Source organism: Streptomyces sp. NPDC050164 (assembly GCF_044459945.1).
In the GTDB taxonomy this organism is placed as follows: domain Bacteria; phylum Actinomycetota; class Actinomycetes; order Streptomycetales; family Streptomycetaceae; genus Streptomyces; species Streptomyces coeruleorubidus_A.
The window spans coordinates 393,070-418,322 of record NZ_JBITJK010000001.1 but is presented as its reverse complement, the minus strand read 5'-3'; the positions used below and the strand labels follow the sequence as shown (position 1 = coordinate 418,322).

26 protein-coding genes are annotated in these 25,253 nt (G+C 67.8%); 1 reads left to right on the top strand and 25 read right to left on the bottom strand.

Translation table 11 applies throughout. The annotated features are described in order from the left end of the window. Positions 1 to 38: 38 nt before the first annotated feature. The 10 genes from ACIBNA_RS01990 to ACIBNA_RS01945 all read right to left on the bottom strand — a co-directional run bounded on the left by ACIBNA_RS01990 (position 39) and on the right by ACIBNA_RS01945 (position 9,778). Positions 39 to 458 (bottom strand): DUF3592 domain-containing protein, encoded by a 420-nt coding sequence (locus ACIBNA_RS01990; RefSeq protein WP_399163492.1) that lies wholly within the window; start codon positions 456 to 458, stop codon positions 39 to 41. Positions 459 to 476: 18 nt separating this feature from the next. Further along, on the bottom strand, positions 477 to 1,070 hold the full coding sequence (locus ACIBNA_RS01985; protein ID WP_399163334.1) for a hypothetical protein: 594 nt from the start codon (positions 1,068 to 1,070) through the stop codon (positions 477 to 479). A 69-nt stretch (positions 1,071 to 1,139) separates the two neighbouring features. Beyond that, complete coding sequence (locus tag ACIBNA_RS01980) at positions 1,140 to 2,612, bottom strand: hypothetical protein (RefSeq protein WP_399163333.1); 1,473 nt, start codon at positions 2,610 to 2,612, stop codon at positions 1,140 to 1,142. 89 nt (positions 2,613 to 2,701) lie between these two features. After that, a complete protein-coding gene (locus ACIBNA_RS01975) occupies positions 2,702 to 3,079 on the bottom strand; it encodes a hypothetical protein (protein ID WP_399163332.1) in 378 nt (125 codons plus the stop codon). A gap of 241 nt (positions 3,080 to 3,320) precedes the next feature. Then, on the bottom strand, positions 3,321 to 3,749 hold the full coding sequence (locus tag ACIBNA_RS01970; protein WP_399163331.1) for a hypothetical protein: 429 nt from the start codon (positions 3,747 to 3,749) through the stop codon (positions 3,321 to 3,323). A gap of 31 nt (positions 3,750 to 3,780) precedes the next feature. Beyond that, on the bottom strand, positions 3,781 to 3,903 hold the full coding sequence (locus ACIBNA_RS01965) for a hypothetical protein (RefSeq protein WP_399163330.1): 123 nt from the start codon (positions 3,901 to 3,903) through the stop codon (positions 3,781 to 3,783). Beyond that, positions 3,900 to 4,631 (bottom strand): hypothetical protein, encoded by a 732-nt coding sequence (locus ACIBNA_RS01960; RefSeq protein WP_399163329.1) that lies wholly within the window; start codon positions 4,629 to 4,631, stop codon positions 3,900 to 3,902. Before ACIBNA_RS01960 ends, ACIBNA_RS01965 begins: the two co-directional genes overlap by 4 nt. A 15-nt stretch (positions 4,632 to 4,646) precedes the next feature. After that, the gene (locus ACIBNA_RS01955) at positions 4,647 to 7,028 is read right to left on the bottom strand and encodes a Tox-REase-5 domain-containing protein (RefSeq protein ID WP_399163328.1); all 2,382 of its coding nucleotides are present in this window, start codon (positions 7,026 to 7,028) and stop codon (positions 4,647 to 4,649) included. Between the two features lie 550 nt (positions 7,029 to 7,578). After that, on the bottom strand, positions 7,579 to 8,403 hold the full coding sequence (locus ACIBNA_RS01950) for a hypothetical protein (protein ID WP_399163327.1): 825 nt from the start codon (positions 8,401 to 8,403) through the stop codon (positions 7,579 to 7,581). Positions 8,404 to 8,461: 58 nt separating this feature from the next. Next, positions 8,462 to 9,778, bottom strand: a complete 1,317-nt coding sequence (locus ACIBNA_RS01945) for a hypothetical protein (protein WP_399163326.1) — start codon at positions 9,776 to 9,778, stop codon at positions 8,462 to 8,464. Between the two features lie 1,076 nt (positions 9,779 to 10,854). Between ACIBNA_RS01945 and ACIBNA_RS01940 the strand changes: the two genes are divergently transcribed. Then, positions 10,855 to 11,118 carry a hypothetical protein gene (locus ACIBNA_RS01940; protein WP_399163325.1) on the top strand — a complete coding sequence of 88 codons (264 nt, stop codon included), beginning with the start codon at positions 10,855 to 10,857 and terminating at the stop codon, positions 11,116 to 11,118. 86 nt (positions 11,119 to 11,204) lie between these two features. Here the strand turns inward: ACIBNA_RS01940 and ACIBNA_RS01935 are convergent, their stop codons facing one another. From ACIBNA_RS01935 to ACIBNA_RS01865, 15 genes are all read right to left on the bottom strand, one after another. Beyond that, entirely contained in the window at positions 11,205 to 13,817 is a 2,613-nt protein-coding gene (locus tag ACIBNA_RS01935) for a hypothetical protein (protein WP_399163324.1), read from the bottom strand. A 318-nt stretch (positions 13,818 to 14,135) separates the two neighbouring features. After that, positions 14,136 to 14,528 carry a hypothetical protein gene (locus tag ACIBNA_RS01930; RefSeq protein ID WP_399163323.1) on the bottom strand — a complete coding sequence of 131 codons (393 nt, stop codon included), beginning with the start codon at positions 14,526 to 14,528 and terminating at the stop codon, positions 14,136 to 14,138. After that, the gene (locus ACIBNA_RS01925) at positions 14,525 to 14,806 is read right to left on the bottom strand and encodes an Arc family DNA-binding protein (protein ID WP_399163322.1); all 282 of its coding nucleotides are present in this window, start codon (positions 14,804 to 14,806) and stop codon (positions 14,525 to 14,527) included. Before ACIBNA_RS01925 ends, ACIBNA_RS01930 begins: the two co-directional genes overlap by 4 nt. Before the next feature lie 112 nt (positions 14,807 to 14,918). Further along, on the bottom strand, positions 14,919 to 15,560 hold the full coding sequence (locus tag ACIBNA_RS01920) for an OmpA family protein (RefSeq protein ID WP_399163321.1): 642 nt from the start codon (positions 15,558 to 15,560) through the stop codon (positions 14,919 to 14,921). 11 nt (positions 15,561 to 15,571) lie between these two features. Next, complete coding sequence (locus ACIBNA_RS01915; RefSeq protein WP_399163320.1) at positions 15,572 to 16,147, bottom strand: hypothetical protein; 576 nt, start codon at positions 16,145 to 16,147, stop codon at positions 15,572 to 15,574. 33 nt (positions 16,148 to 16,180) lie between these two features. Further along, positions 16,181 to 16,789 carry a pilus assembly protein TadG-related protein gene (locus tag ACIBNA_RS01910; RefSeq protein WP_399163319.1) on the bottom strand — a complete coding sequence of 203 codons (609 nt, stop codon included), beginning with the start codon at positions 16,787 to 16,789 and terminating at the stop codon, positions 16,181 to 16,183. Beyond that, a complete protein-coding gene (locus ACIBNA_RS01905; RefSeq protein WP_399163318.1) occupies positions 16,789 to 16,986 on the bottom strand; it encodes a Flp family type IVb pilin in 198 nt (65 codons plus the stop codon). Before ACIBNA_RS01905 ends, ACIBNA_RS01910 begins: the two co-directional genes overlap by 1 nt. Positions 16,987 to 17,216: 230 nt before the next feature. After that, a complete protein-coding gene (locus ACIBNA_RS01900) occupies positions 17,217 to 18,323 on the bottom strand; it encodes a response regulator (RefSeq protein ID WP_399163317.1) in 1,107 nt (368 codons plus the stop codon). Positions 18,324 to 18,375: 52 nt separating this feature from the next. Beyond that, positions 18,376 to 19,800, bottom strand: coding sequence for a sensor histidine kinase (locus ACIBNA_RS01895; protein WP_399163316.1), 1,425 nt, complete (start codon positions 19,798 to 19,800; stop codon positions 18,376 to 18,378). Between the two features lie 7 nt (positions 19,801 to 19,807). Then, positions 19,808 to 20,695: a DUF5936 domain-containing protein gene (locus ACIBNA_RS01890; protein ID WP_399163315.1), complete on the bottom strand. Its 888-nt coding sequence runs from the start codon at positions 20,693 to 20,695 to the stop codon at positions 19,808 to 19,810. Between the two features lie 36 nt (positions 20,696 to 20,731). Next, a complete protein-coding gene (locus ACIBNA_RS01885; RefSeq protein ID WP_399163314.1) occupies positions 20,732 to 21,673 on the bottom strand; it encodes a type II secretion system F family protein in 942 nt (313 codons plus the stop codon). Between the two features lie 10 nt (positions 21,674 to 21,683). Then, on the bottom strand, positions 21,684 to 23,021 hold the full coding sequence (locus ACIBNA_RS01880; RefSeq protein WP_399163313.1) for a CpaF family protein: 1,338 nt from the start codon (positions 23,019 to 23,021) through the stop codon (positions 21,684 to 21,686). Positions 23,022 to 23,068: 47 nt separating this feature from the next. Beyond that, positions 23,069 to 23,431 (bottom strand): TadE/TadG family type IV pilus assembly protein, encoded by a 363-nt coding sequence (locus ACIBNA_RS01875; RefSeq protein WP_399163312.1) that lies wholly within the window; start codon positions 23,429 to 23,431, stop codon positions 23,069 to 23,071. 32 nt (positions 23,432 to 23,463) lie between these two features. Continuing rightward, on the bottom strand, positions 23,464 to 23,802 hold the full coding sequence (locus tag ACIBNA_RS01870) for a pilus assembly protein (protein WP_399163491.1): 339 nt from the start codon (positions 23,800 to 23,802) through the stop codon (positions 23,464 to 23,466). A 172-nt stretch (positions 23,803 to 23,974) separates the two neighbouring features. Next, positions 23,975 to 25,252, bottom strand: a complete 1,278-nt coding sequence (locus tag ACIBNA_RS01865) for a CpaE family protein (RefSeq protein ID WP_399163311.1) — start codon at positions 25,250 to 25,252, stop codon at positions 23,975 to 23,977. Position 25,253: the final 1 nt, after the last annotated feature.

The window sequence follows — 25,253 nt, the reverse complement described above, 5'->3', positions numbered from 1 at the left end:
GGGAGGAACAGCCGAACGCAGCCGGCAACAGCGGGAGCTCAGATGAAGCCCCAGTGGCTCGCCAGCGTGTACAGGGCCACATAGGACAGCAGCCCCAGGGGCAGGCCGACCAGGAGTCTCACGTACACCGGTCCCCACGTGTCGGGGCCCGCGATGGTGGCTCGCTTGCGCGGACGGGCGGGGTCGTAGCAGACGCGGACCGGCGCGCCCTGCTCGTAGCCGAAGGCGCCCGGCCGGTCCCTGAACTCGACGACCTCGCCGTCCGGAGTACGGAAGGCGAAGGTGAACTGGGGGTGGTGGCTGTCGTTTGCGTTGAGCGCGAACATCTGGCGCTTGGCGCACCAGCCTTCGGTGCGCTCCCCTCCCAGCACCAGACTGATCACGATCAGCACCCGGCGGACGCACAGGACACAGACCACCGCGCACACCAGGCCTGTGATCAAGAAAGCGGCTTCCATCACCGTCACGCCGCGCACCTACTTCTTCGTGGCCTTCAGCGCGACACTGTCGATGATGTCCGAGACATCCCCGCTGGACAGGGTGCCCTCCTTGGAGTTCACCGTGATGAGGTACGGGCGCTGCCGCGTGTCGACGCCCGTCAGCATCACACCCTCCAGCTCGGTGCCCTTGGGCGGCGTGCCCTTCTTGCCCTGGGACGTGAAGGTGTAGGTGATCTTCCTGGCCTCTTCCGGTCCGTCGGACCCGGCCACCTCGATCTCCGTGGTCTTCACCGGGGTGGCACCCAACTGAACTCGGCTTTCCGCCCCTACGGCCGCCATGTCGGCGGTGTTCATCCCCGTGCCGAAGTCGAACTCCACGGTCATGGACGCCGTCATGAGGCCGTCCTCGGTGAGGGTCGCCCGGGCCACTTCGTACGGGCTGTTCGTCTCTGCGGGGACTTCCTTGAAACCCTCGGGGTAGGCGACGGAGAGCCGCTCAGTGGTCAGGGTGCCCCAGCCTGCTGGAGTGGCGGCCGCCGTATCGTCACCACCGCCGCAGCCGGTGAGGAGCAGACCGACGGCTCCGGCCGCCATCGCCACCCGCAGGCCACGCTTCGACTTCCAGTCCATCCCTGATTTTCCTCGCTCTTCCCGATCGGCACTTCCGTCGACTGTCGTGTGCCTGCTATGCATGTGCGCCTACTGCGCGCAATAGCTGTACGGCACGTAATCACGCTTCCCGTTCCGAGGTGCCCCCAGGAACTCAGCATTGTTGAGCGTCTCGGACTTGTTCTCCATCGAGACGGAGGCGCCGATGGACAAGCCCAGATTCAGCTCGAATCCGTACTCGTGCGCATCGGCCAGGCCATCGTACGTGGTCTTGCTGGACTTTCCCTGATCGAAGAGCAGCTGGCCGAAGGGGTCGTCCGCGCCCGGGCGCGTGGTGGGCGTGTGGTTATTCAGCATGTACGAGAACACCGCGCTGCCGTCACCATTGCCGTCCAGCCACTGCTGGGCGACGGCGCGATCGGCGTTCCCCTCCTCGCCTTTGGCGAAGGTCAGAGTGTTGGTGTAGACCTCGATCTGACTGGCGCCCGAATTGTCCGTACTCCCGGCGCTGCCGCTCTTGCCGTCCTTGCCGTTGTGGGTGCCCGCCTTGTCGGACGTCCCGGTGGCGCCGGTCTCCGTGGTCTGGGTGAAGTCGATACGGACCAGTTCCCCGGTTTTCTGGTCACGGGTGACGGTGATCGTCGCGCTGCGGTTGGCCTGCGCGTGGTCGCCCTTCTTGAAGCCTCCGGCGCTCGCGTTGCTGCCCCACTCGCCCGCGCCCTTCACCGTGTAGGTGTACGACTTGGTGCCTCGGTAGTCGTCCTTGGTGAAGACCACCTCACCGCTGATCTGGGCGTTGCCGTTGATGCCGGCGGAGACAACCCGGTCGTCGCCCGCGTTGATGGACAGCCCGCCGTCCACGTTGCCGTAGGCGCCGATGGAGCCGTAGCTGATGTGGCGGTCCTTCAGCTTGTCCTCGATCCGGTTGCGGAGCTTCTCCTCCTCCACGAGCGGGCCCTTGCCGAAGAGCGCCAGGATGCCGTCACCCGTGCTGGCCTCGGCGGCGCCGGGCGAGGTCCGGCGCATCTCGTACATCCTCAGCTTCTCGAGGTCCTCGCGGAACGACTCGGCCTCTTCCTTGCTCTTGAAGACCCAGGTGTCGCCGTTGTTCACCTTGATGCCGCCGCCGAGGTCGACCGAACCCTTGCCAAGCTTGCCGATCTTCCCGCCGAATCCGCCGGTGGCACCGATCGACGCGGAGTCGGTAAAGGTCGTGTGGATGAGCTGGTCGCCGCCGTCGACCTTGCCGTCGCCGTTGACGTCGTAGTTGGCCTGGTGGACCTGGTCCTGGAAGCCATATTCGGTGCCCCACTCGAGGAAGCCCAGCTTGGCCTTGCTCCCTGCCTTGTCCGTGATGGTGGATATGGTGCACAGCGGCGGTTCGTAGTCGGCGTCGCTCAGCGGCTTGTCCGTCGGCCCGTTACCGGAGGAGCAGTTGCCGCCACCGCCCAGGACCGACGCGAAAGTGCAGCGGAAGCGGTCGGAGACGAAGCCGGGCAGCCCCGCGGCGACGAGGGCCAGTACGAGCGCCACCACGACGACCACCGCACCGAGATATTCCACAGCCGCGGCGCCCCGGTCGGCTTCGGCCTGCGGGCGGATCCTCGTGCGGCGGGACCACCACCCGACGGCTCTCTGTATCCGTGGCGTCCTCACCGTTCCCCCTCCTGCAGACGGTCCACGGCGTAGCCCGTAACCGCGCCGACGACCACGACGACGCAGGACATCAGGAAGCCCTCCAGGGAAGCCCGGCCCAAGTGCATGACGATGGTGACGACCTCGGCGAACAGCGGAACTCCGAAGACCGCCGCGAGATGCCGCGGCATCGAGTCGCGGAACGGCTCCCGGTGCAGCCGTCCCGCGATCCAGGCGGTCAGCGCGACGCACACGGCGTTGGGCAGGTGAACGAGCAGCAGCCGACCGCCGAACGACTCCAGGCGGTCAACACTGGCGAACGTCTCGTAGTAGTACGTGACCTGTACGTACTCGCTGATGAACAGCACGATGAGCCCGGCTGCCCAGGCGCGCATGAGTGCGAAGAACTCCCCTCGCTCAGCCGCCCCGGAGGCCACATCAGTCCATGGGGGCCCACCTGTCTCACGCATGCCTGATGCCCCTTGGATCGCTGCCGTGATGTGCTGCGACACCTTAGGCATCGGGGCGTTCGGGGCTCATGGGTCCGTGGGCCCAGGAACGGACCCAAATTCCGAACAGCGTGGCCCGTGCACCTAATCCTCGACAGGCACTGGTCGGGGAGTCTCTCGCTCCTAGCTACGTGGTGAACCCCTGCGCGGAACCGGTCACTCCGGCGAACAGCACGACCGGCTCCTCCTTGTCCTCATGACCGACGCTCGCGGCGAGCAGACGGTCGCCGACCCGCCAGTACAGGAGGTCGCCGAAGTATCCGCTCTCGCACAGTTCCCGGAAGAAGGGCGGGACCTCGTCGTCGTCCGGATCCATGTAGGAGTAGTCCTCCATGGACATGGACGCGTGCGGCCCCCACCGGGCGTCCAACGCGGCTGCCAGGTCTCTCAGCTCCCCCTCGAACTCCTCGCTGGTCCGCATGAGCTCATCCCAGTCGTCGTTCGGCGGAGAGAAGTCACGGCTCTCGCGCAGGGTCACGAGGTGGTAGGCGCCGCTCCCGGTCAAGGGGCGGGCGAGGAGTTCGTCGATCTGGGCGAGGTATTGCTTCACGCTCATCGAGGGGCACTCACTGCTTCGTCGTTCACCGCTAGTCCTCCAACTCGACGATGAGGCAGTCGTTGTCCGGGCCGACGACCAGCGACGTCAGCAGCGCCTCGATGTTGGACACGGCCCGAGACATCTCGAACCGCTCGCCGGCCCGCACCGTCACAGCTTCGCCCCCGTGGCGGGGACCGGCAGGGGATCCAGAGCACCGGTCCCGGCAAGGGCCTTGTGAGCGGCGAGCACCGTCTGAGTGGACGGCACTCCGCCGGAGCTGTCCGCGAGGCCCAGAACGACGCCGCCGTGCCTGGCGGGCAGGCGCCGGAGAGCAGAGAAGTCGTCCGGGACGCGCGCGGCACGGGTCTCCGACAGATATACCGCCCACCCGGCGCGTGGGTGAGAGGCCCGCAGGCCGTAAGCCGACCTGAGCTCGTTGAACAGTGGCCGGTCGTAAGTCAGCCCGTGGTCCGCATCCCACACGTTCGCCAGAAACGCCAGCACCTCGGTGTACCGTCCCATCAGGGGTACGGCCGCCGAGCCGGACGCGGGGAACAGGTGCAGCACCGCTGTGAACGGGGAGTACTCGTTCGAGCCTCCTGCGATCACCCTGGCTCGCGCATACGCGCCGTCCGGCTGGGTGGCCACAACCTGGGCGGTGTAGCCAAGGATGTCCCGGTCGTCCTGCGTATTAGCAGCCTCCAGTGCCGCCGCGAACTCATCGGTGTCCGCGGGTACGGGCTCCCCGGGGCCGGAATCCTCCTCCCAGCGCCACTCGGCCAACGCCCCCTCCGACAGCTCTGACAGCCCGGTCAGAAGCTCCAGCCAGCGCTGAGCCAATTGCAGAGGTGTCTCGGGCCTGGGACCCCAGGAGACCTTCACGACCACTTCGCCCGACATACGCGCTCCTCTTTCCTACTTCTCCACCGGGATGTGCTTGACCACCACGTCCAGGTCGGCGTCGTCAAACGCCTTCTGTGCCGCCTCAGCCACCCGTTTGTTGGAGAAGTTCCATTCGACAGGCTTGCCGTTCGCAGCCCGCAGCTGCCGCTGCGCCTGCTCGATGAACTTTTCCGCCTGGGCCTTCTGAAGGGTTCCGTCCTTGCCGACCTTCTTGCCGTATCCGAACTTCGCCTCGATGTAAGTCTGCCGCGACGAGTCCCAGCCATCGAAGTCGACGTCCCTGCCGGTCCTCGGGTCCTTGACAGCGTATTCCTTGCCGCGCTTCACATTGGTGACCTGCTCCTGGTAGCGCATCCAGCGCTCCATGCTCGGCCAATACGCCACCGACTTCTTGGCCTTCCACTGGCCGTCACCACCATCCTTGGAGCCCTTACGCGGGTTCTTCAGGTCGTTGTACCAGGACGGCTTCTTCCACTTGGCGACCTTCTTGCGGCTTTCTTCCTTCTTCGCCTCCTTCTCGGCCTTCTCGGCCTCCTCCGCCTGCTTGCGGGCTTCCTCCGCCTGCTTCTTGGCCTCCTCGTCGCACCCACCCTCGGCCAGCACGACATACGGGTAGCGGGACCCGCCGGCGGCGAGGACCGTGGTGCCGCTGCCAGCGGACCCGGTCAAGCCCGGGATATCGCCGTACGGGACACGGCGGACGGGAGCAGAGGCGATGGTGCAGCCGGACTTCCTCGCCCTCTCCTCGGCTGCGTCCGCCGCCTCGTCGGCCTCCTTCGCCGCCTTCTCGGCGGCATCGACATCACCGGCCTTGGCCGCCTTCTTGGCATCCTCCGCCGCCTTCGCGGCGTTCTCGGTGAGCTTGCCGAGCTTGCCCAGTTTGCCGAGTTTCTGAACGATCTTGGCTTCGCCGTATCCGGGGATGAAGAGCGAGCCGACGTTCCAGGCGACGTTCGTGACCGCGCGGGTCTTCTGGCCGTTGTTCCACTGGTCGCGAACCTCGTCGCCCACGAACATGTCGTCCAGGACCGTGACGCCCGTGTTCCACGACGCGCCGCCCCAGTCGGTGAGCGCGTCGAAGTAGTCGCCGTTCTCCCACTTCTCGCCTGCGTCTTTGACATCCTCGGACCACTGGTCGCCCAGCGAGCTGCCGTAGTCCTTCAGGCCCTCCCACGTCTCGCCCGGGTTGGTGACCGTGTCCCAGATGCCAGTGACGTCACCCCAGATGCCGTCGACGAACAGGCCCTGCCCCACCTGCTTGAACTGGTCCCCCACACAGCCGAAGAAGGCCCCGAAGCCGGAGGTGCAGCCCTCGTCGCCGCCCTCGTCAGCACCGTCCTCGGCGGCTTGCTCGTCCTCCTCCCATCCCGGCTCGTCCTCTGCTGCGTCGTTCTTCTCCTCGTCGGTCTCCTCGGTGTACGAAGCGCCGGTGTCCTCGCCGGAAACGCCGCCGGTAGCGCCGCCGGATCCACCGTCGCCGCCCTGCGAGGCGGAGCCGCTTCCTCCGCTCTTGCCGCCGGTCTGGCCACCCGAGCCGGACCCACCGTTGCCCTGACCTCCGGAGTCGGCGCCGCCGGGACCGGTTCCGCCTGCGCCGCCGTTCCCGGTCCCGGCGTTGCCTGTGCCGCCGCTCCCGGTTCCGCCGTCAGCGGCTCCGCCGTCCTCGTTGCCCTGGCCGCCGTTGCCCTGGCCCTGGCCGGCGGCCCCGTCACCGTCGGCACCTGCGTCGGCGCCGCCATCAGCCCCCGCGTCCGTACCGCCGTCGGCTGCCCCGGAACCGCCGGTCCCCTCACCGTCAGTCCCGTCCGCGCCGTCCCCGGCCTGAACCTCCTCGCCGCCGCTTCCCGTCGCCGCCGGGCACGCCGTACCGGTGACCTTGCACACCGCCGACTGGATGCCTGTGAATATCTGCGTCCCCAGGCCGCTGACCAGAAGCGCGACGATGATCGCCGCGACCACGGCCACCAGCCCCGCGTACTCCACCGCCGTCTGCCCCTCGTCCCGACGCCAGCGGATCATCCGCGCCAACGAGAACGGGCGACGCTCCGCTCGCTCCAGACCCGGCAGCCGGAACCACTCCCGGCTTTCCCTGCGCGTCAGGAACACGACAATCAGGATGGGCAGGAAGAGTTGTGTGAAGCCCCGCCCCGAACCGTCTCCGACGTTGCCCAGTGCGGCGATGATCAGCCATGCCTGCAGGGCGACCAGACCCCGCCACACCCACACGCCGCCCGACCACGACCGGCGCGCGAGCACCCACCCGATCGTGCCCGGCGCCGCCGCGAACACCACCTGGGCCAGCAGCCGACCGTCCACGGCGTCCAGCGAAGCCGCCGTCAGCAGCAGACCGATCCCGCCGAGCACCGTGAACCCGAACAGTGTGTGAACGAGCACCAGCGCAACTGACAGCGGCCTGGGCAGCTCCCGGCGCCGTCCACTCCCCGTCGACGACCATCCACCGTCCCCGAACACCGGGACGCCCCCGAACGCAGACATGCCACTCCTCAACTCACCGAGCAGGAGGACGAGTCAAGGGAAGGAGGCCCGTGAGGATGCGCCCCAGGACGTGGTGCAGAGGCGGCTACGTGTGCGGCGGCTTGTGTGTCGAGTCGTGGCGGTGTCCGCCCCGGGGCCAACCCGCGTACGTCGTACAGCCACAGCTCCGCGGCTTCCGTGGGCCCATGAACGCAGACCGTGGCCGCCCTCAGCCGTTCCGGATGACCTCGATCCCCCTCGTCAATCCAGGTCCAGAGCGTAACGTTCGGTCACGTCAGGCCACATGGGTCCACGGGCCTAACGCCAGGCCCAATTCCTCCGGGGTACGGGAGCGTTACGGCCGACACAGGAACCACGAAGGTGCTCGCTCGTTGAGCCACTTCGCCGTGCCGACGGGATCAGCGTCGAGCCGATGTTCTAGGCGGCGTTGCCGATGCCTGCGGTCACTTCACCAGGGGACGCGCCGTGGAATACGGCTCTGCCACCAACGCACCGCGTCGCCTCGCTCGACTTCCTCGGTGAACTCCTTCACCAGCTCATCGACCTGATCCACCGCAAAGCGAAGCGCATACGCCTGCTCGCCCACGGCCTCACTCATGAGCCGCGCCAAAGCATCCCTTGCCTGTAGGTCACGACGGAACATGTCTTCCCGGTAGCGGCCGGACGGAGCCCAGTCCGTCTGCAACCGACGGGCCAGCCTCTCCCACACCCACAGGTTGTAACGGACTTGCCCCTCAATGTCGCCTGTCCGGCCCTTGGGACAGGTCGAGAGGAATGCGTCGGAGACCGGTGTCTCGATGACTTCGTGGTCGAGAATCTCTGGAAGCACCTCGGCCCTTGCACGAGGGAGATCGTCCACTGGTTCCTCGACCGCATCGACCCGATAGGCCGACTCCTCGTCGTCCACTGCTTCCAGGCGGCACCTGACGGAGCGCCCGTCCGGAACCGCAACCCAATAGTCGCTGGGCAGTAGGAGTTCTGAAGGATAGAGGACCGAACTCCGTGTCCTCACCGCGAGACCGAGCGCCAGCCCAGGTTCCGTGAGGTCGCCGGCCGCCTTGTCCTCGATGTAGACATCGAGCTCAAGAGCCAGGTCGCCCGGCGGCAGTCGACGATAGGAGCAGAGCACAGGAGCGTCCCAGTCACGCACTTCCTGGTCTCCGTCCGCATCGGCGACGTCCACTGCCCGGACGGCCAGCCCGAGCAGGTCCGCGAGTGCTTCCCTGAGCCGTAACGGCTCAAGTTCCGCAACGCTGAAGAGGTTTCCGATCACGTGTAGGCCCCGTCGTGCACCATCTTCGGTCGGTTACAGCCTGCGATGCGTGGGGGCATCATGATGTCCACTGCTGCGCGACCTTCCTCGTCGTGATGGGCCGGCTCGGTTCTGAGGCAAGTCGCGCCAGGACCTCACGGCTGTCCGGCTCGTCATCCGTACGGTGGAGGAACCAGATGGCCTCCTCTACCGCGCTGCCGCGCCGGACGGACCGCTCGGCAAGTCCTGCCGCCCCGAGGGCCGTTGCCGACAGAGCCGCCGGTTCCTTGTCGCCTGCCGACGCTCCGCCGTGAGGGAGGTCTGCGAGCCAGCGGAAGACGGCTGCGGTGACCCGGTCGGCGATCCGCGTGCACCAGACCTTGGCGAAGGACGCGGCGTTCATGCCTTGCAAGTCGAACCCAAGCGACTCGCACTCGCGCCACGCCTCGTTCATCCGCTCGCGAGTGACCAGCCGTGGGTACGGCATAAGGGCACGGACCACCTCAGCGATGGCACTGCAGTCCTCCGGAGCGTCTCTGCACAGTTGCACATCCGGCACCCGCTCGACAGCCAGACATGCTTCCAGTGCCGAACGCGCTCGGCCGAGGCTCTTGGTATCCGGCGCGATCGCGTCCCACCCGAATTCGTTCTGCCAGGAATACGGGAGGTCGTGCAGCGCCTCGGGGAGCAGCGGCTCCTCGTCACGGGTGACTTCCCGGGACCGAGCCTCGTACACCGAACGGCGCAGCCCGAGAAGCCGGGAGCGCACATAGGGGCGGAAGTCCCGGACCTCGTCGTCGTGTGCGAGACCCAGCAAAACCTGTTCGCCACGCGGACTACCGAGCGCGACCAGCACGCGCACCGCCGCCTCGACCGCCAGGCCGACCCGCACGAACGCGGCTGCGAGTAGCGCGGCGTCTTCCGCCTCCGCATCGTTCAGCGATCCGGCGGTGGTTGCACGCTCGAGGAAGGCGAAGGCGTCACACACCAGCGCCTGCCGCACCGAGGCCACCCACTCGGCCGCCACCCTGTCGATCTGCTGTTCAGTCGGTGGCGCAGGCACCGTGGGGATTCCCATGCCAGCCCAAATTCCGACCACCTGCGCTACCCGCTCCCGAGTGACCTGGGACGTGGTCGGCATGATTCGGGTCAGCCAGGCGTCTGCCTCGTCCAAGGTGTGGTCATCGCGGTCGTCGTAGAAGTCCCGCAGTTGCTCGTCCCAGTCGTGCACACTCTGCCGTCGCTCGGGCAGGCATGCGCGCAGCACCGACCGAGCCTGCTCACGTGTCTGCTCCGTGGGCGCAAGTTCCTCCAGATCCTGAGACCTGCGGTATGTCAGATCGTGCCAAGGCGGCGGCAGCTCGCGCATGGCAGCGGGCAGCAGGTAGGTGTCCACAAGTCGCTCTCCGTTCGTGCCCCGGCAGCGGAGTGAAGTGTTCCTCTCAACGAGTGTGTCCAGTCTGCTGGCGGCCGCGTCGGGAACTGGGGAGGTCTGTGACGGGACCGACGGGTACGAGGTGCCGGAACGGAGGTTAAGTCCACCGCCGTGCTTCGAAAACGAGCGAACGGCCTGGTGGCGTTTTTGGTGCTCCGGGCCGCAGCGCTCAGCTGCGCACCGTGGGTGCCGATCGGGAGCGTCATCCTGAGCGACGGCGGTAAGTCGCTCTCCGCCCTGAGGGCTTTTGGCCTTCGCGCTCTTGTTCCGGGCGTGGGGGTCTACCCGTTCGACGGAATCCAGAGTCTCGGCGGATCCGCCGAGCACTGGACAACGATGCCTCTCGGGCCGGGCCCCGCCCGGGAGGCATCTCCCTCCCACTCAGCCGAAGCAAGAACTTCCTGGCGGCGGGTCGGAGAACACCCCCTGAGCCGCTTCCGCGTTGTCCCGACTCGCCGCGCTGTCCGGCTTCACCGACAGACGCCCCAAAGCCGCCCTGGCCTCCGAACTCCCCAGCGCGCCCAGCAACTCGATGGCTGAGTCGGCGCCGATCTCCTCGATCACGCACGGCCGACTCGACCGTCCAGCCGGCGAAGGGGCCGGGGCCGGGGTCGGGGTCGGGGGGCAATAGCCAGCCCATAGCGCACTCAGCGGCCGCATTGGCTAGAGTCGCTTTTATGAGTACCGACTTGTACGGATGGCTGGAATGCAGGCCCCAGCCTGGGCGCTATGGCACTGAACACTCCCTGTGGGAGCCCTTTTCTGAACTCCGGCACCTTCATTGGGCCCGTGATTACATGTCGTGGTCAGCACTCTTCGACGTCCGGAGTGTGGAGCCTGTCAGAGCTCTCTTCCCTGAGCGCGGAGTCCCTGTAGATATTTCGGACGCGGTACGAAGGGATGCGGACGATTTTGAGGGCCACAGTCATTCGTGGTTCTCGTGGCGTGAACTGTCGGCTGTCGACTGGGATGCGCCCTGCACCGACGGCCCGTCTCGGTACTGGGTCCGCCGCTGGTCCCGTGCCCAAGGATCCTTCGTGCCCGACGGATTGGCCGCACTCCCCGATGAGCTGTACGACTCGGCCGCCGCCAAGTTCGGAGACGGCAACATCGCTCCCTCCCGGTGGCCCGCCGACGGAGAGCTCCTGCTCGGCAACGAGGTGTACCGACCTGTCGTCCCTGCCTATCGCGACCTGGTGCCGACCGACGGACCATGGCAACCTGTGTGGAATGTGATGGGCACGCTGTCCGAACTCCATGGTGAGGACAACGTCCGCCTCGTCGTCTGGTTCGGCGGCTGAACGGAAACCTGGGGCATCAGCCGTGCGTCACGGGGTGACGGCATCCGAGCCGTCACCCTCCTTCTCGTCTTCACCCCGGCCTACTGTCATTCCAGACCTAGGTACTCCAACGCCCCCTTGGGATTGTCGTTCAACCGCTTCCAGTCGATTTCCTCACCTCGGCTGTGCTTCGCCTCCAGCGCCCGCTGCATGTCACCCAGCTGCTTGGCCGTGAAGCTCGCATCACCGATACGTGCGTCAACCCCCTTCTCGTTCATGAGCTGGGCAGGAGAGACCTTCTGCCCCTTGATGGGCCGGAAAACCTCAGTCCATTTATCAGGTTTGTCGATCTCAACTCGAGTCGTTCTGCCCGGATTCGCCTTCTTCCACTCGGAGAGTGTGTTGATCTTTCCGACGAATTCCGGCTGACGTGTCGGGTTCACCGTGTTCTTCACTTCGACCAGGTGCACCCTGCCGTCCCGCCCCTTGTACAGGACATCGGCGTCCGGCACGTTCGACACATCCACGGTTTCTCCGGGCGCGACCTCGACCTGATGCCGGTTGTGTTCCGAGCCGACGGCGGTGTGCACGGTGCTGTCGGGTGCCGCGTCCTCCGAGGCGCGCCGCACACCGCGCACCTCAGCAAGCATCTCCTCAAGCCTGCTGGCGGTACGCGCGTTGGTCACTTCGGAGCCGAGCTTGCTCGCGCCCGCCCGGTCGACGTTTTTGCGTCCTGCGAGATCAGTGAGCTCGTCGAGCGCGGCCGCCGCCTGGTCCTTGCCGATCTCCTTCTTGCCAGGGTTCTTCTTGGCGTTCCTGACGAAGTCGTCAATGTTGCGCTCGTCAATACTGAGCCTGCCCTGCCTGATGGCGGCCTTCGCCGCCTCCGCCTGGGCCTCCAGCGCCTGTTGCTGTGCCTCGTCCGCCTTCTTCCGGGCATCCTGAGCCTGCTCCTTGGCCTCCTCGTCGCAGCCGCCCTCGGCGAGGATGACGTACGGGGAGTCGGACGGGCCGGCGGCGAGGATCGTGGTGCCTGTGCCGGAGGAGCCGGTGAGGAGGCCAGTGGTGGTCCCGGGTGGGTTGCCGCCGTACGGGATCCGGCGGGCCGGCGCCGCGATGGTGCAGCCCGACTCGCGGGCCTGCTTCTCGGCCGCGTCCGCCGCCTCGTCGGCGTCCTTCGCCGCCTTCCGAGCGCCCTCGGCATCGCCCGCCTTCGCAGCCTTGCGCGCCTTCTCCGCCGCGTCGGCCGCCTTGTCGAGGGATTCACCGACCTCGGCCAGCTTCTCGAACTTGGTGAACTTCGTGATGGTCTTCGGGCTGAAGATGCCGATGACGCCGACAAAGGTGTTGCCGATGGAGGCGCCGTAGTTGCCCTTCTCCCAGTTCTCCTTGTCGACGAACGTGTCGACCGCCAGGTCGGACACGAAGTCCTCGGGCGAGTTGACCCAGCCCCATACGGAGGAGACGTAGTTCCCCTTGTCCCACTCTTTGCCCAAATCGTCGGCCTTGTCGCCCCACCAGTTCGTGGTGTAGCCCTTCAGGCCGTTCCAGCTGTCCTTGACCGAGCCGACCGGGTCGCTGACGAAGTCCATCGTGCTGGCCAGGAAGCTCTTGGTCGGTGCCACGAAGAAGCCCCGGACATGGTCCATGAACGTCCTGTCGTGGCGCTCCTGGTCATGGACGTCGCCCCAGAGCGACTTGTCATCGAAGGGGCCCGGAGCGAGCGGAACCGTGTCGCCCGGCCCCGCGCCCTCATAGGTGATGATCTGGGCCGACGACGCCGGACTACCGCCGCCGTTGTTGTTGCCGCCCGTGCCACCGCCCGTGTCCGTGCCGCCGCCGGCGTCCGTGCCTCCCTGGCCACCCGAACCGCCCTGGGTGCCCGGGTCGCCTTCGGCACCCGCCTCGCCGTTCGCGTCCGGACCACCGTCTGCCCCAGCACCACCGTCCACATTCGCGCCGCCGTCCGGGGCGGCGCCGTTGCCGCCGCTGCTGCCGTCGGCGCCGGGGTCCGAACCATCGTTCTGCGTACCGTCGTTGTTTCCGGCCGCACCCGTCTCCGTACCGTCGCCCTGCGGAGCGGGGCAAGCCGTGCCCGTCACCGAGCAGGCCGCCGACTGGATGCCGTCGGCGATGCGCCCGCCGAGGCCACCCACCGACAGCGCGACGATGATCGCGGCGACTACCGCGATGAGCCCCGCGTACTCCACCGCGGTCTGGCCCTCGTCCCGCCGCCAGCGGATCATCCTCGCCAGGCTGAACGCCCGCCGCTCCTCCCTGTCTTGGGGAGGGATCTCGAACCACTCACGCGACCGGGCTCGGCGCAACAGCACGATGACCGCCACGGGCATCGCCGCTTGCGTGATGCCCCGCAGGTCACCGTGCATCAGCGTGCCGAACGAGAGCCACACGATCCACGCCTGTACGGCGATCAGTGCGCGGCTCGTCCACACGCCGCCCCGCCACAGGCGCCGGGCCAGGTAGACCCCGGCCACGCTGGGCAGCGAGTCGTACACCAGGATCCCGAAGATCTCCCCGGAGTAGTACGACACCACCGACAGCACGGTGACCACGTACAACACCGTCAGCGCGAACTGCACCCACAGCAGTACCTGCGCCCAGCCCAGTTCCCGTGGCAACGGCGAACGCCGGTCCCATGACGGGATATTCTGCGCCCCCCAAATACCGCTCGGGGGTATCGGGCTACCGGAGCCGGACATACGTGACCTCAGTTCGCGGGCGGCAATTCAAGGCGGACACCCGGCTGAGGCTAATGAGAATCGATTACTGACACATGGGCCCCTGGGCCCAATCCTGGGCCTGCCTGAACCGCAGTTGCCCCCGCGCACTGCCGAGCCGGCGCGGGGCAGCAGAGTTCACTCACGGCGAGGAACAGCTCTCCCCAGCACCGTGTGTACATGGACTGGTGGCACGCCAAGTCGCCTGACTCGCCGGCGTCACGAGACGGACATCACAAAGCCCGTAAGGCGGATCACCTGCCGCAGGCGTTGCCTGCGCGGCGCCCGGAGTCGGGCTGGTCAGCGGTTCAGGTCCATGACCCCGACCCCGAGCCCGGCATAGAGTTCCGGCGCGACAGTGGTCACGAGCCCTCCGTCGGGGAGCATCGGGTTCGGCCGCGCAGTATGTACGGCTGCCGCGACGCCGAAGCCGAGACCGTCGCAGCACAGCTCGGCAACGGTCACAGCCATCGCGTAGTCGTCATCGACGATACGGAGTACGTCCAGCAGCACACCGGCGTGAGCGACGATCCCCCCACGCTCGCGCTCAGCCTCAAGGAGGCACAGCACTGGCACCCACAAGCGCACGTCATCGCTGGCCGCCGCCGCATGGATGAGACCGGAGACCTGCTTATTGCCTCCCATTGCCAGGAGCGTGGCAGTGTCGAGGACATAGTGTTCAGTGAGGTTCAACGCGACGACTCCGCCTCGGCGAGCGCAGCCCGGTGAGCGGCAGTGGATTCACGCATCTTGCGCCGCATCTCCGCAGACTCCTCGTCCGTCACATAATGCCCGAACCGCTCGGCAAGCAGGGCGCGGGTGTGCTCGGCCCGTTCCTTGATCTGCTCGGGAGTCAGCGTCTGAGCAGCTATCTCCTGCATGAGGGCGCGCAGGCTGGTCCCTCGCGCCTCCGCCACGGCGGCGAGCTGGTCACGGACTTCAGCGGGCACACGAATCATGACGTCGGACATGCCGAGAGTATACGTGATGTATACGCCGAGCACCTCCTGTCCATGCTGCGCATGCCGGAAGCCCTCCCTGTTCGCGGTTGTACGGGACGGGCCCCCGGCATCCGAGCGGCGCTCAGCTCTCCGTGCGCGGGAAGGAGACCTCAACACGGCGGTTCTTCTTGCGGCCCGCCTCCGTGGAGTTGTCCGCGATCGGGTACTGCTCGCCGTAGCCGCGCACCTCGTACGTGATGCCCGAGTCCGCGAGCTCGTCGTCCAGGACACCGTGTACGGCTGACGCGCGCTGGCGGGACAGGACGTCGCCGTGGGCCGACGAGCCCAGATTGTCCGTAAAGCCGAAGACGCGGACCTTCTTCGCGTTCTGGGCCTTGATCTCCTCGGCGATGTCGGCGATGCGCGCCTTCGCCTGACCGCTGAGCTTCGCGCTGTCCTTGCCGAACAGCACCTCTGCCTGAAGCGCGAACTTCACGTCTGAGTTCGTGTCCTCGCGGCGCTCCTCGCCGCCTTGGTCCTCTATGACGGACTTGATGTCGAGGACCTTGGACTCGGCGAGCGTCGCACCGTCGACCAACTTCAGGTCGGGGTCGTTCGCGTCGATTTTGACCGGCGCGCTCGCCTCCGGCTCAGTGCCCGGTGGGTAGCTCGGGCCGTCGGCCGCGTGAGCGGATACGGCACCGAAGAGGTTCGTGACTGCCATGACTGAGGCTGCAGTGAGGACGACCGTTAGGCGTGAGGCTTGGGTTCGGGTGTGGGTCATGGTTGTCTGCCTCAGCCGGAGATCTTGATGGTGGCGGTGGCGAAGGTCGGAAGCTGGAAGCTAACTTCGGTCGTACTCTCGGGCGGCGCTGGGAACTGCATGAACACGGGGATCGTTTCACCAGCCTTGATCGTCGTGAGGCCGGTCGTAGTGAGCGGACGCCCCTCCGTGTCGCGCAACACGTAGTAGCGCTTCTTCTCCTTGGAGTCCGCGAGAGTCGCCCCACCGAAGGACTGACCGTTTCTCATGACCTCGGTCTCATTGCCGGTGAGCCGGGACGATACGACGGTCGACTTGCTTCCGTCATTCTTGAGTTCCGCGTTGACGGTGAGGAATCCTCCAGAGTCCCTCTCGGCTGACGTGATCTTGAAGAACAGGCCATCCGGCCCCTTCAGCTCGGCCAGCGGCTCCTCCGACTGGCCTTCCTGAGCACTCGGATTCGATCCGCTGTCCTTAGAGGCAGACGCCGACGTGTCACCGCTCTTGTCATCCCCGCTGCTGCAACCGGCCACACCGAGGGCCAGGCTGACCGCAACTGCCGCTGCGGCCATCCCCCTGCGGGCCGTCGTGGTGAACCGAATGCTCATGAGTTCCGCTTCCTTTGTTCGTCGTTCTCTTTGTCAGTCGGCCAGATGGACATCGAAGAGGTCCTCGGGACCGGGAAGATCCGAGGGATCGTCCGGGTCGAGGTCCCAGTTCTTGCCCCTGCAGTTGAGCTGCGGCAGGTCCTCGTTGTTGCCGTTGTCCTCGTCGGGCGGTTGGAAGGAACAGCGTGGCTCGATCACGGCCCTGGCTCTTGCCGTTGCGTACGTGTCTTCCGTACCGGGGACGATGCTGTCACCGACGGGATCGTTCGTCTTGACCTCGACCTCGTAGCCCAGCGGGTTCCACTCGGGCTCGCAGCCGCCTCCCACGACATGTGCGTCGTTCTCGTCGGCGAGCTGCTGCGCCCGCCAACAGGAGGGTTCGAGCCCGTCCACCTCGCCCTCGAGGATGTCCTCCCAGAGGTCCGGGTTCAGGAGGTTGTCCAGCCACCTGCCCGTAAGTTGGTCCCGCTTGTCCTGCGCGGCCGCAAGGGCAGCGGCGTCCGCCGCCGTCTGCGCGCCGTTCCGTGTAGCCGCGGCCTGGCCGACCGCAAGGTACGCGAACGCGAGGAAGAGCAGGCCCGCCACCACCGTGATGTAGATGGGGAAGGCCTGCCCTGCGTCGCCGTACTTACGGGGCTGCATCAGCCGCCGGTGACCTCGCCGATCTTGGTGGTGATAGCGTCGTAGATCGACTTGCCGATGTCCGTACCCGTGATCGCCAGAACGATCGCCACAACCACCGCGATGATCCCCAGGTACTCGACCGCGGTCTGACCCTTGTCGTTGCGGGCGGCGCGGGACTGCAGGTACGAGACGGTGGTGTTGATCCAGTTGCTCATGGTGTTCCCCTCCGGTACCGGCCGGCCGCCTGCCGACCGACGTACAAGTCTCTTCGGCGCTACTGGCGTTACCGGCTTCCTCCTTGCCGGTCCCGCTTTCGACACCAGAAACGTACGCCGCACCCCCGGTGCCGCCAGAGGGTCCCTGGGCCCAATCCCGGGCCCAAAGCAGGCTTTGGGCCCTGCCGCCCACGCGCTGGGCCCATGAGCCCAGCCCCCCGTTCCCCCGTTCAGCCACGCCTGGTGGCCCCCCTCTCAGTCCCCGAACCGGGCGCCGTGCCGAGCCACTTGGCCACGGCCTCACTGCGGCTGACGCTGTGCAGCTTGGCGAAGATCCGGTTGATGTGGTTCTTGACGGTCTTCTCGCTGATGAAGCAGGTGGCGGCGATCTGCTGGTTGTTCATGCCGGATGCGATGAGGTCCATGATCTCCACCTCCCTGGAACTCAGCCCGAAGCTCTCCCTGGTCGAGGACCTAGACGACGACTGTGCCACATTCGATTGCAATTGCGAAAGACTTTGCTGGGAACTGAGGCGGGGAGCTTCCGCTTGCTGCTGGTGCAGTGGGATGTTTCCCGCGACTTGGGCGGACTCCGGCGTCGTTACGGACGGAAAGTTGCCGTATGCATTCGCGTCGGGCGCCGCCCTCCCCAACCCGTCCGGCAGTGGCGCGGACCCGGCACCCGCCCCCTGGTCCTGCCGTACGTGAGCCAGCAGCGCCCCCGCCGCCGTGGGCGTGAAGTGGGCCCTGCCTTCCTTGATGTCCCGTACCGCGGCGACAAGCTGGTCCGCGGTGAACTCGCCGTGGACCAGGTAGCCGCCGGCGCCCAGCCGGAGTGCCTCGTGGACGATCTCGCTCTCGCGGCTGTAGGTGAGCATCAGGACCGGGGCGATGCGCACCAAGTACGGCAGGGCGGATATGCCGTCGACGCCCGGCATCCGGACGTCGAGCAGGACGACGTCGGGGCGGTGGTGCTGGGCCGCCTCGTAGGCCTGGTGGCCGTCCGCCGCCTCCGCGACGACGTCGATGTCGTCGCGGCCGGAGAGCAGGACCGTGAGGCCGGCACGGACAACCGGGTTGTCGTCCGCGACGACGACACGGAGCGGCCGGCGGGCCGGGGGCACCGGGAAGCCGCCGGAACCCTCGACGGTTCCGGGGCGGCCGGTCCAATCGGGGGACGCCTGGGCGGGGACGCCGGGCAGTGTCGACGCGTCGGCGGGCATCGGCGCCTGGGGCGAAGTGTGGTCGGTGTGGGCGATGGAGTGTGCCGAAGTGTGCTGGGAGAGATGAGCGGGCGGGTGGACGTACCCGCTGGAACGGGGAGTCGCTTCCGGCATCGTCGGCCTCCTCTCGGGGGGTTGGGGGGAAGGAGCAGGGGTGGCGTCCGGGTCAGGGCGGGCCGACCGGTGCGGCCGGTGGCGGGGCTGGCTGAGCAGTCAGTGCGGCGAGCGGCATGTCCACGCGTACCTCGGTTCCCTTCACGTGCTGCCCCCGCCCGATGCGGATGCGGGCGCCGACAGAGGCGGCGCGTTCGACCATGCCGACGAGGCCGAAGTGGCCGGCGCGTCTGAGGCTGTCGAGGGTCGTACCGGGGGGCAGGCCCCGGCCGTCGTCGTAGACGCTGAGGCGCAGTTGGTCGCCCACGACGCCGGCGGAGATATCCACGTGCGTCGCGTGTGCGTGCCGGTGGGCGTTCTCCATGGCCTCGGTGGCGATCGTCAGCAGCTGGCGGCCGACGGCCTGCGGGACCGGGGGGACGGGGGTGTCGCCGACGTGGCGGTAGGTCGCGTGCAGACCGGTGCGGCGTCCGATGTCGGAGGCGCGTGCGGCGAGTTCCGCTGTGACGTCGACTCCACCGTCCAGGCCCGACTCGCGGCGCAGGTCCGCCAGGAGTTCGCGGGACTCGGAGGCGGCGCGGCGGGCGGAGCGGGCGACGAGTTCGGCCTGGTGTTTGACGGTGCGCGGGTCCATACGGTCGGCCGAGGAGGCGAGGCCGTCGGCGGCCAGGGCGAGTCCATGCAGGGTCTTGGCGACGGAGTCGTGCATCTCGCGGGCGAGGCGGGAACGCTCGCTCTCCACCGCCTCGTTGACGGCGAGGCGCGCCTGGACCGTGGTGAGGGCCTGCGTGGCGGCGCCGAAGCGCAGGACCAGGCCTCGCAGGGTCACGCCGGCAGCGCCAACGAGCACACAGAAGCCCGGCATCAGAGCCGATTCGGCGAAGGTCGCGTCGGTCTCCGTGCTACGGGAGACGACGACGAGGATGGCGGCCTGCAGACAGGCGAAGAAGGCCGCCCCGCGCCAGCCGTACACCAGGCCGGCCAGCAGCGGCGTGCAGACGCTGACGTAGGCGAGGGTGCTGTCCGGGCCGGCCGCGATGAGGAGCAGGGAGCCGAAGAGGGTGTCCGCGGCCAGCAGGGCCGGGTGCTTCAGCAGAAGGGGACCGAAGCGTTCCCAGTCGCGGAAGAGGGCGTACGAGACCATGAAGGTGACGACGACGGATGCGGCGACCAGCTGGGTGGCGAGGCCGGGCGCCGCATTGAGCAGGGCGGCCGGGGATGCTAAGGCGATCATCGCCAGGCGGAAGCCGAAGACTTGACGGCACATCGCCTGCAGGGCACTGACCTGGATTTTCAGGGCTGCCGTGGAGCCGCCGGGCGTCCTGCCCGCGCCCACCGGGCGCTGGGTGTTCGCCTGGGGGGAGAGCTGCTCGGTCAGGTGCGGGGGCAGGAATGTGCCTGCCGGCGGTGTGGTGATCTCCGTGGCACCGCCGTTCGTCGAGGTTCTCGCCCTCAGCCTGGGCATCCGTATGGCCATGACTGCCTCACTTGCCCGCGATCGAGCCGAAGTCGGTTCCGGAGCCGAGGAGGAGGCCCGCGCCCAGGAGGATCATGGTGGCCGGAACCATGAAGGTTGTGATCATCATGGTGGCTTTGGGGACTGCGCGGGCGGCCTTGCGGCGGGCGTTCTGGGCGTCCGTGCGGCGCATGTCGTTGGCGATCGCGACGAGCGTGTCCACGATGGGTGCGCCGAGTTCCTCGCCCTGCTGGAGGGCAGTGACGAACATGGCGACCTGTTCGGAGTCGTTGCGCTTGCGCAGTTCGGTGAAGGCCTGGCGGCGGCTCATGCCCATGTCCATCTGACGCAGGGTGATGCGGATCTCGTCGGACCACGGACCCTCGTAGTGGCTGGCGACCCGGTCCAGGGCCTGGCGGAAGCCGAGACCCGCGCTGACGACCACTGCGAGGACGTCGAGGAAGTCCGGCAGCGTCCGCTCGATCTGGTCCTTGCGGATGCGGACGGCCGACCAGATGCCGACCTCCGTCCAGAAGGCGGCGAAGGCGAACAGCATGAGGGCGACAAGCACGTTGCCCTTCATGAGCATGATGAACCCGCCAACACCGCCGAGCGCCCCGTACACCGCGCGGCGGGCGGCGTACCGGTCGATGGTCAGACCGCCCGGGTTGCCCGCGAGATCGATCTTGCGGCGGACCTGGTTGACACGCTTGGGCCCCATCCACCGCAGCACAGCGGGGGCATAGCGCATGCCGAGCCGGTCGACGAGCGAGTCCACGGCGCCGGTACGCGTCGAGCCGACCTCCAGGGCGACGGCCAGATCGCCCGGGAGTTTGGCGTCGGCCCGGTACATGCGGATGCCGTGGAAGGCTCCGTAGACGCCGATGCCCACCACGAGGGCGAGAAGGATTTCCATGGTGCTTCTCCTGAGTCCTACGGCCTGGGCCTCGGCCTACACATCGATCCGGGACATGCGCCGGATCAGGACGAAGCCGATCGCATAGAGCGCGAAGGCGACGATCACGCTGATTCGGCCGGCACCGGAGCCGGTCATGCGGTCCAGTGCTCCGTCCTTGACGCTGTCCATGAGAAGCAGCGAGCCGACGCCCATGACGGGGACCGCGTACGAGGTCATGCTGACCTGCGACAGCTGGGTGCGGACCTCTCGCCGGGTCTCCTTGCGCTCCTCCAGCGTCTCGGTGAGGTTGCGCAGAGCGCCGACGACGGTGCCGCCCGCGCGGTTGGACAGGATCAGTGTGGTGACCAGCACCGACAGTTCGCGGGACGGGAGGCGTTCGGCCAGCTCGCCGAGGGCGTCGTCGATGGAGTGACCGACGGCGAGCTGACTGGCGACCTTGGCGAGTTCCTCGCCCGCCGGGGCCTCGAGCTCGTCGGCCGCCATGCTGAGGGCGGTACGCAGGGCGAGGCCCGCCTGGGTGGCATTGGCGAGGATCCGGGACAGCTCGGGCAGCTGGTTGATGAACTTCTCGATGCGTTTCTGCCGCTGCCAGTTGAGGAACTGCATCGCGACGTAGATGCCGAGCAGGCCGCACAGCGGGCCGAAGAACGCGGCGAGCATCGACTGGCCGATGATCCACAGGCCGCTGATCGTTGCGACCATGTAGACGAAGAACTCGCCGGGGGTCACGTCCAGTCCTGTCGCGGCCAGCTTCAGTTCGAGCTTCTTGCCGAACTTCGTACGGCGGATTCGGCGGTCGATCTCCCGGAAGCGACGACGGCGGCCGATGGGGATCTGGCCGGTGGTCGACAGCCGGTCGACGAGCGCCTCGCGCTGGGCCTTGCCGGACGCGTAGGCGTGAATGCCCAGGACGATCAGGACGCACGCCAGCAGCGTCACGCCCGTCGTCAGGAGTATCAGGTCGTCCATGTCCATACGGGGGTACCTATCGGGCCTCTCGGGTGGCGAGCTGGTCGGCGGACGCGGCGACTCCGAAGGCCTGCGGGATGGGCTGGCCGGCCATGTACAGGCGCTCCGCGACGCGGCGGGGGAGCGGGAAGTACTCGAAGTGGCCGTGGATCCGGCCGTCCGCCGCCATGGGCTGGGCGGCGAAGCGGGCGACGGTGACGATGCGGTAGGGGTCGCTGCCGTGGCTGTCGAGCACCGCGATCTCGGTGATCTTGCGGGCGCCGTCGGCATGCCGGGTGAGCTGGACGATGACGTCGACAGCGCTGTTGATCTGGTCGTGCAGCGCCACGAAGGGAATCTCCACCTCGGACATGGAGGCCAGCGTCTGCAGACGCATCAGCGCGTCCTCGGCGCTGTTGGCGTGCACGGTGGCGAGCGATCCGTCGTGACCGGTGGACATCGCCTGAAGCATGTCAAGCGCCTCGCCACCACGGACCTCGCCGACGACGATGCGGTCGGGGCGCATACGCAGCGAGTTGCGGACGAGGTCACGGATGGTGATCTGGCCCCGGCCCTCGACGTTCGGCGGGCGCGACTCCAGACGGATGACGTGCGACTGCTGGAGCTGGAGCTCGGCGGAGTCCTCGATGGTGATGATGCGCTCGCCCTCGGGGATCAGCCCGGACAGCGCGTTGAGGAGGGTCGTCTTGCCGGTGCCGGTGGCACCCGACACGATGATGTTGAACTTGGCCTGGACGAGCCCGGAGAGCAGGTACAGCATGTGCTCGTCGAGCGAGCCGAAGCCGATCATCTCCTGGAGCGAGAAGGACCGCGGGAAGCGGCGGATCGTCAGTGTCGCGCCGGTGAGGGAGAGCGGCGGGATGATGACGTTGACGCGTTCTCCGGAGGGGAGGCGTGCGTCGACCATCGGGTTCGACTCGTCCACCCGGCGGTTGACGGTGGAGACGATGCGTTCGATGGTCTGCATCAGCTGGTCGTGCGAGGCGAAGCGCATCGGCAGCTGCTCCACCCTGCCCGCCCGTTCGACGAAGATCGCGTCCGGCCCGTTGACCATGATCTCGGTGATGGAGGCGTCTTCGAGGAGTGGTTCGAGGATGCCGAGGCCGAGTGCCTCGTCGACGACCCGGCGGATGAGCTGGGATCGCTCCACGGTCGACAGGACCGGGCCCTCACGGCTGATGATGTGGCCGAGTACACGCTCCAGTCGCGCCCGTCGCTCGGCGGCGGCGAGCGAGGACATCTCCGCGAGGTCGATCTCCTCGAGGAGCTTGGCGCGGTACGTGGCGACCATGTGGCCGTCCTCCGACCGCGCGCCGTTCTCCTCGGGGGAGTTGATACGTGCCCGCAGGCTCATGGATGCGTACTCCTCGGTTCTCACTCAGCCCGTCGTCACGGGGCGGGTCAGTCCTTCGGCATGGTGGCGGTCTTGCGTGCCGGGTCGAAGTCCCAGCCGGGGACGATCGACGGGATCTCGACGATCGCGGTGACCTCCACCTGTTCGAAGCCGTCCGCCCGGCGGAAGTCGGTACCGTCGGCGACCCAGGCGCTGACCGCGGCCCTGCCGTCCTGCTGCCACCCCGGGTTGTCGAGCGAGGCGCTGCGCGCGGCGGTACGGGCGGCGGTGCCGGCCTGCTGGGCGGTGTAGGCGACCAGTCCGAGCTGGACGGCGGCCATCGCGACGAGGATCAGGACCGGGATGAATCCCAGGTACTCCAGAGCGACCTGTCCGCGGTCGCCTCTGCGCACGGATGGCGTGACTGTCATGGTCTGCTCTCCCCCGGTCGTCTCTCCCCCGGTCATCGGGTCAGCCCGTCGTCTTCCTCGATGGCACCGGCCTCGCCCTCCACCTCGAACGGGAAGGCGATGGCGCCGGGGAACAGCACCGGGACGTCGAGGATGACGCGTGCCGTGACATAGCCGTTCGCGGTGGTGCACTCGACCTCGGCGTCGCCCACCCAGGCGTCCGGCAGCTTGTCCTTGCCCGCCTCGTCGCAAACGTTCTGCCGGTCGTAGGGGTGGGCAGCCGTCGCCTGTCGTACCGCTTCGTCGGCCGCGTTTCCGGCGAGGGTCCAGGTGTAGCCGGCCAGGACGAACTGCCAGAGCAGCACCAGCGTGAGGATGATCAGCGGTGTCATGCCCAGGAACTCGATGGTCACCTGACCGCGGTCCGCGGATGCGCGCAGGCCGTCGCGGCGGGCCGCGGTCCCGTGCCCGGTGCCCGCCCTGGGGTTCCATGTGCCGGGACGTAACCGTGCCCGGGTACGTATCCGTAGCCCCGTCCGTCCGTGTGTGCTCTGGCCGACCATGTCAGCCGTCCCCCTCCCCCTGTCCTCCACCACGACGGCGTCGGGTGCTGAACGCGCCGCGGTCGCTGCGGAACTTCGTGCTCCTGCCGCCCTTGCCCGCGCCCTCGGGGACAGCGACGAGGCCCAACTCGCCGGCCAGCCCCCACAGGGCCTGCTTCACCACGCTCTTGCTGTCCAGGTCCTGGACGCGACCCGCGTCGACCACTGCCTGCAGTTCCTTGAAGCCCGCGGGTACGGCGATGCCGGCGACCCGCGTGCCGGTGATCTTCTGGATGAGCGGCGGCTGGATCTCCGTGTTGCGGGTGTGCCGGTTGACGAGGATCACCGTCTCCTCGGCCTTGCGGATCTGCAGCCGGTCCCACAGCCGCACCATTCGCTTGGCGGCGCGGACGGCGACCACATCCGGCGTGGTGACCAGCAGCGCGATGTCCGCCATCTCGACGGCGGCGGCGTTCGCGCCCGTCATCTGGGCACCGCAGTCGACGATCACGACTTCGTAGCGCGACCGCATCGCGCTGACGATCTGGCGGACGGACCGGTCCGTGACTTCTTCCCCGCGCTCGCCCTCTCCCGGCGCGAGCAGCAGCGACACCCCGGTGTCGTGCGTGAACACGGCGTCGGCCAGCACCCGCGGCGAGAGGTCGGTGATGCCCGCCAGGTCGACGACGGAACGGCGGAACTGCACATCCAGGTATGACGCGACGTCTCCGGTCTGCAGGTCCAGGTCCACGAGGGCCGCTCTCCGGCCCGATGCCTGTGCCGCGAGCGCGAGCTGGATCGAGGCGAAGGTCGTCCCGACACCGCCCTTGGCCCCGCTGACGGTCACGAGCGTGCCGCCGGGGCCGCTGAAGACGTCCCCGCTGTTGCCGAGGTGACGGCGCACTCCGACCGCCCAGGCCGCCGCGCCCTGCACACGGCTGACCAGTTCCTCGTAACTCAGCGGCAGCGCCACCAGACCGCGCGCCCCCGAGTCCATGGCGGCCGAGATCAGACCGGGGCTCGCGTCTGTCGTGATGAGGACGACTCCGACGGCGGGGAAGCGCAAGGCGACTTCACGGATCAGTTCCAGCGCCGGCACCGGACCGATCCGCTCGTGCACGAGCACAACCTCGGGCAGCTCCTCGATCGACTCGCCGGCCAGTCGGCTGAGCGTGTCGATCAGTTGAGTGGAGTCGGCGACCGGCATCGCCGGTTCCGCGTCGGGGAGCTGGCTGAGGAGGGTCGTGACGGACCGGGCGGCGTCGGCGTCACCGACCGCCGGGAGGATCCTCGTGGGCATG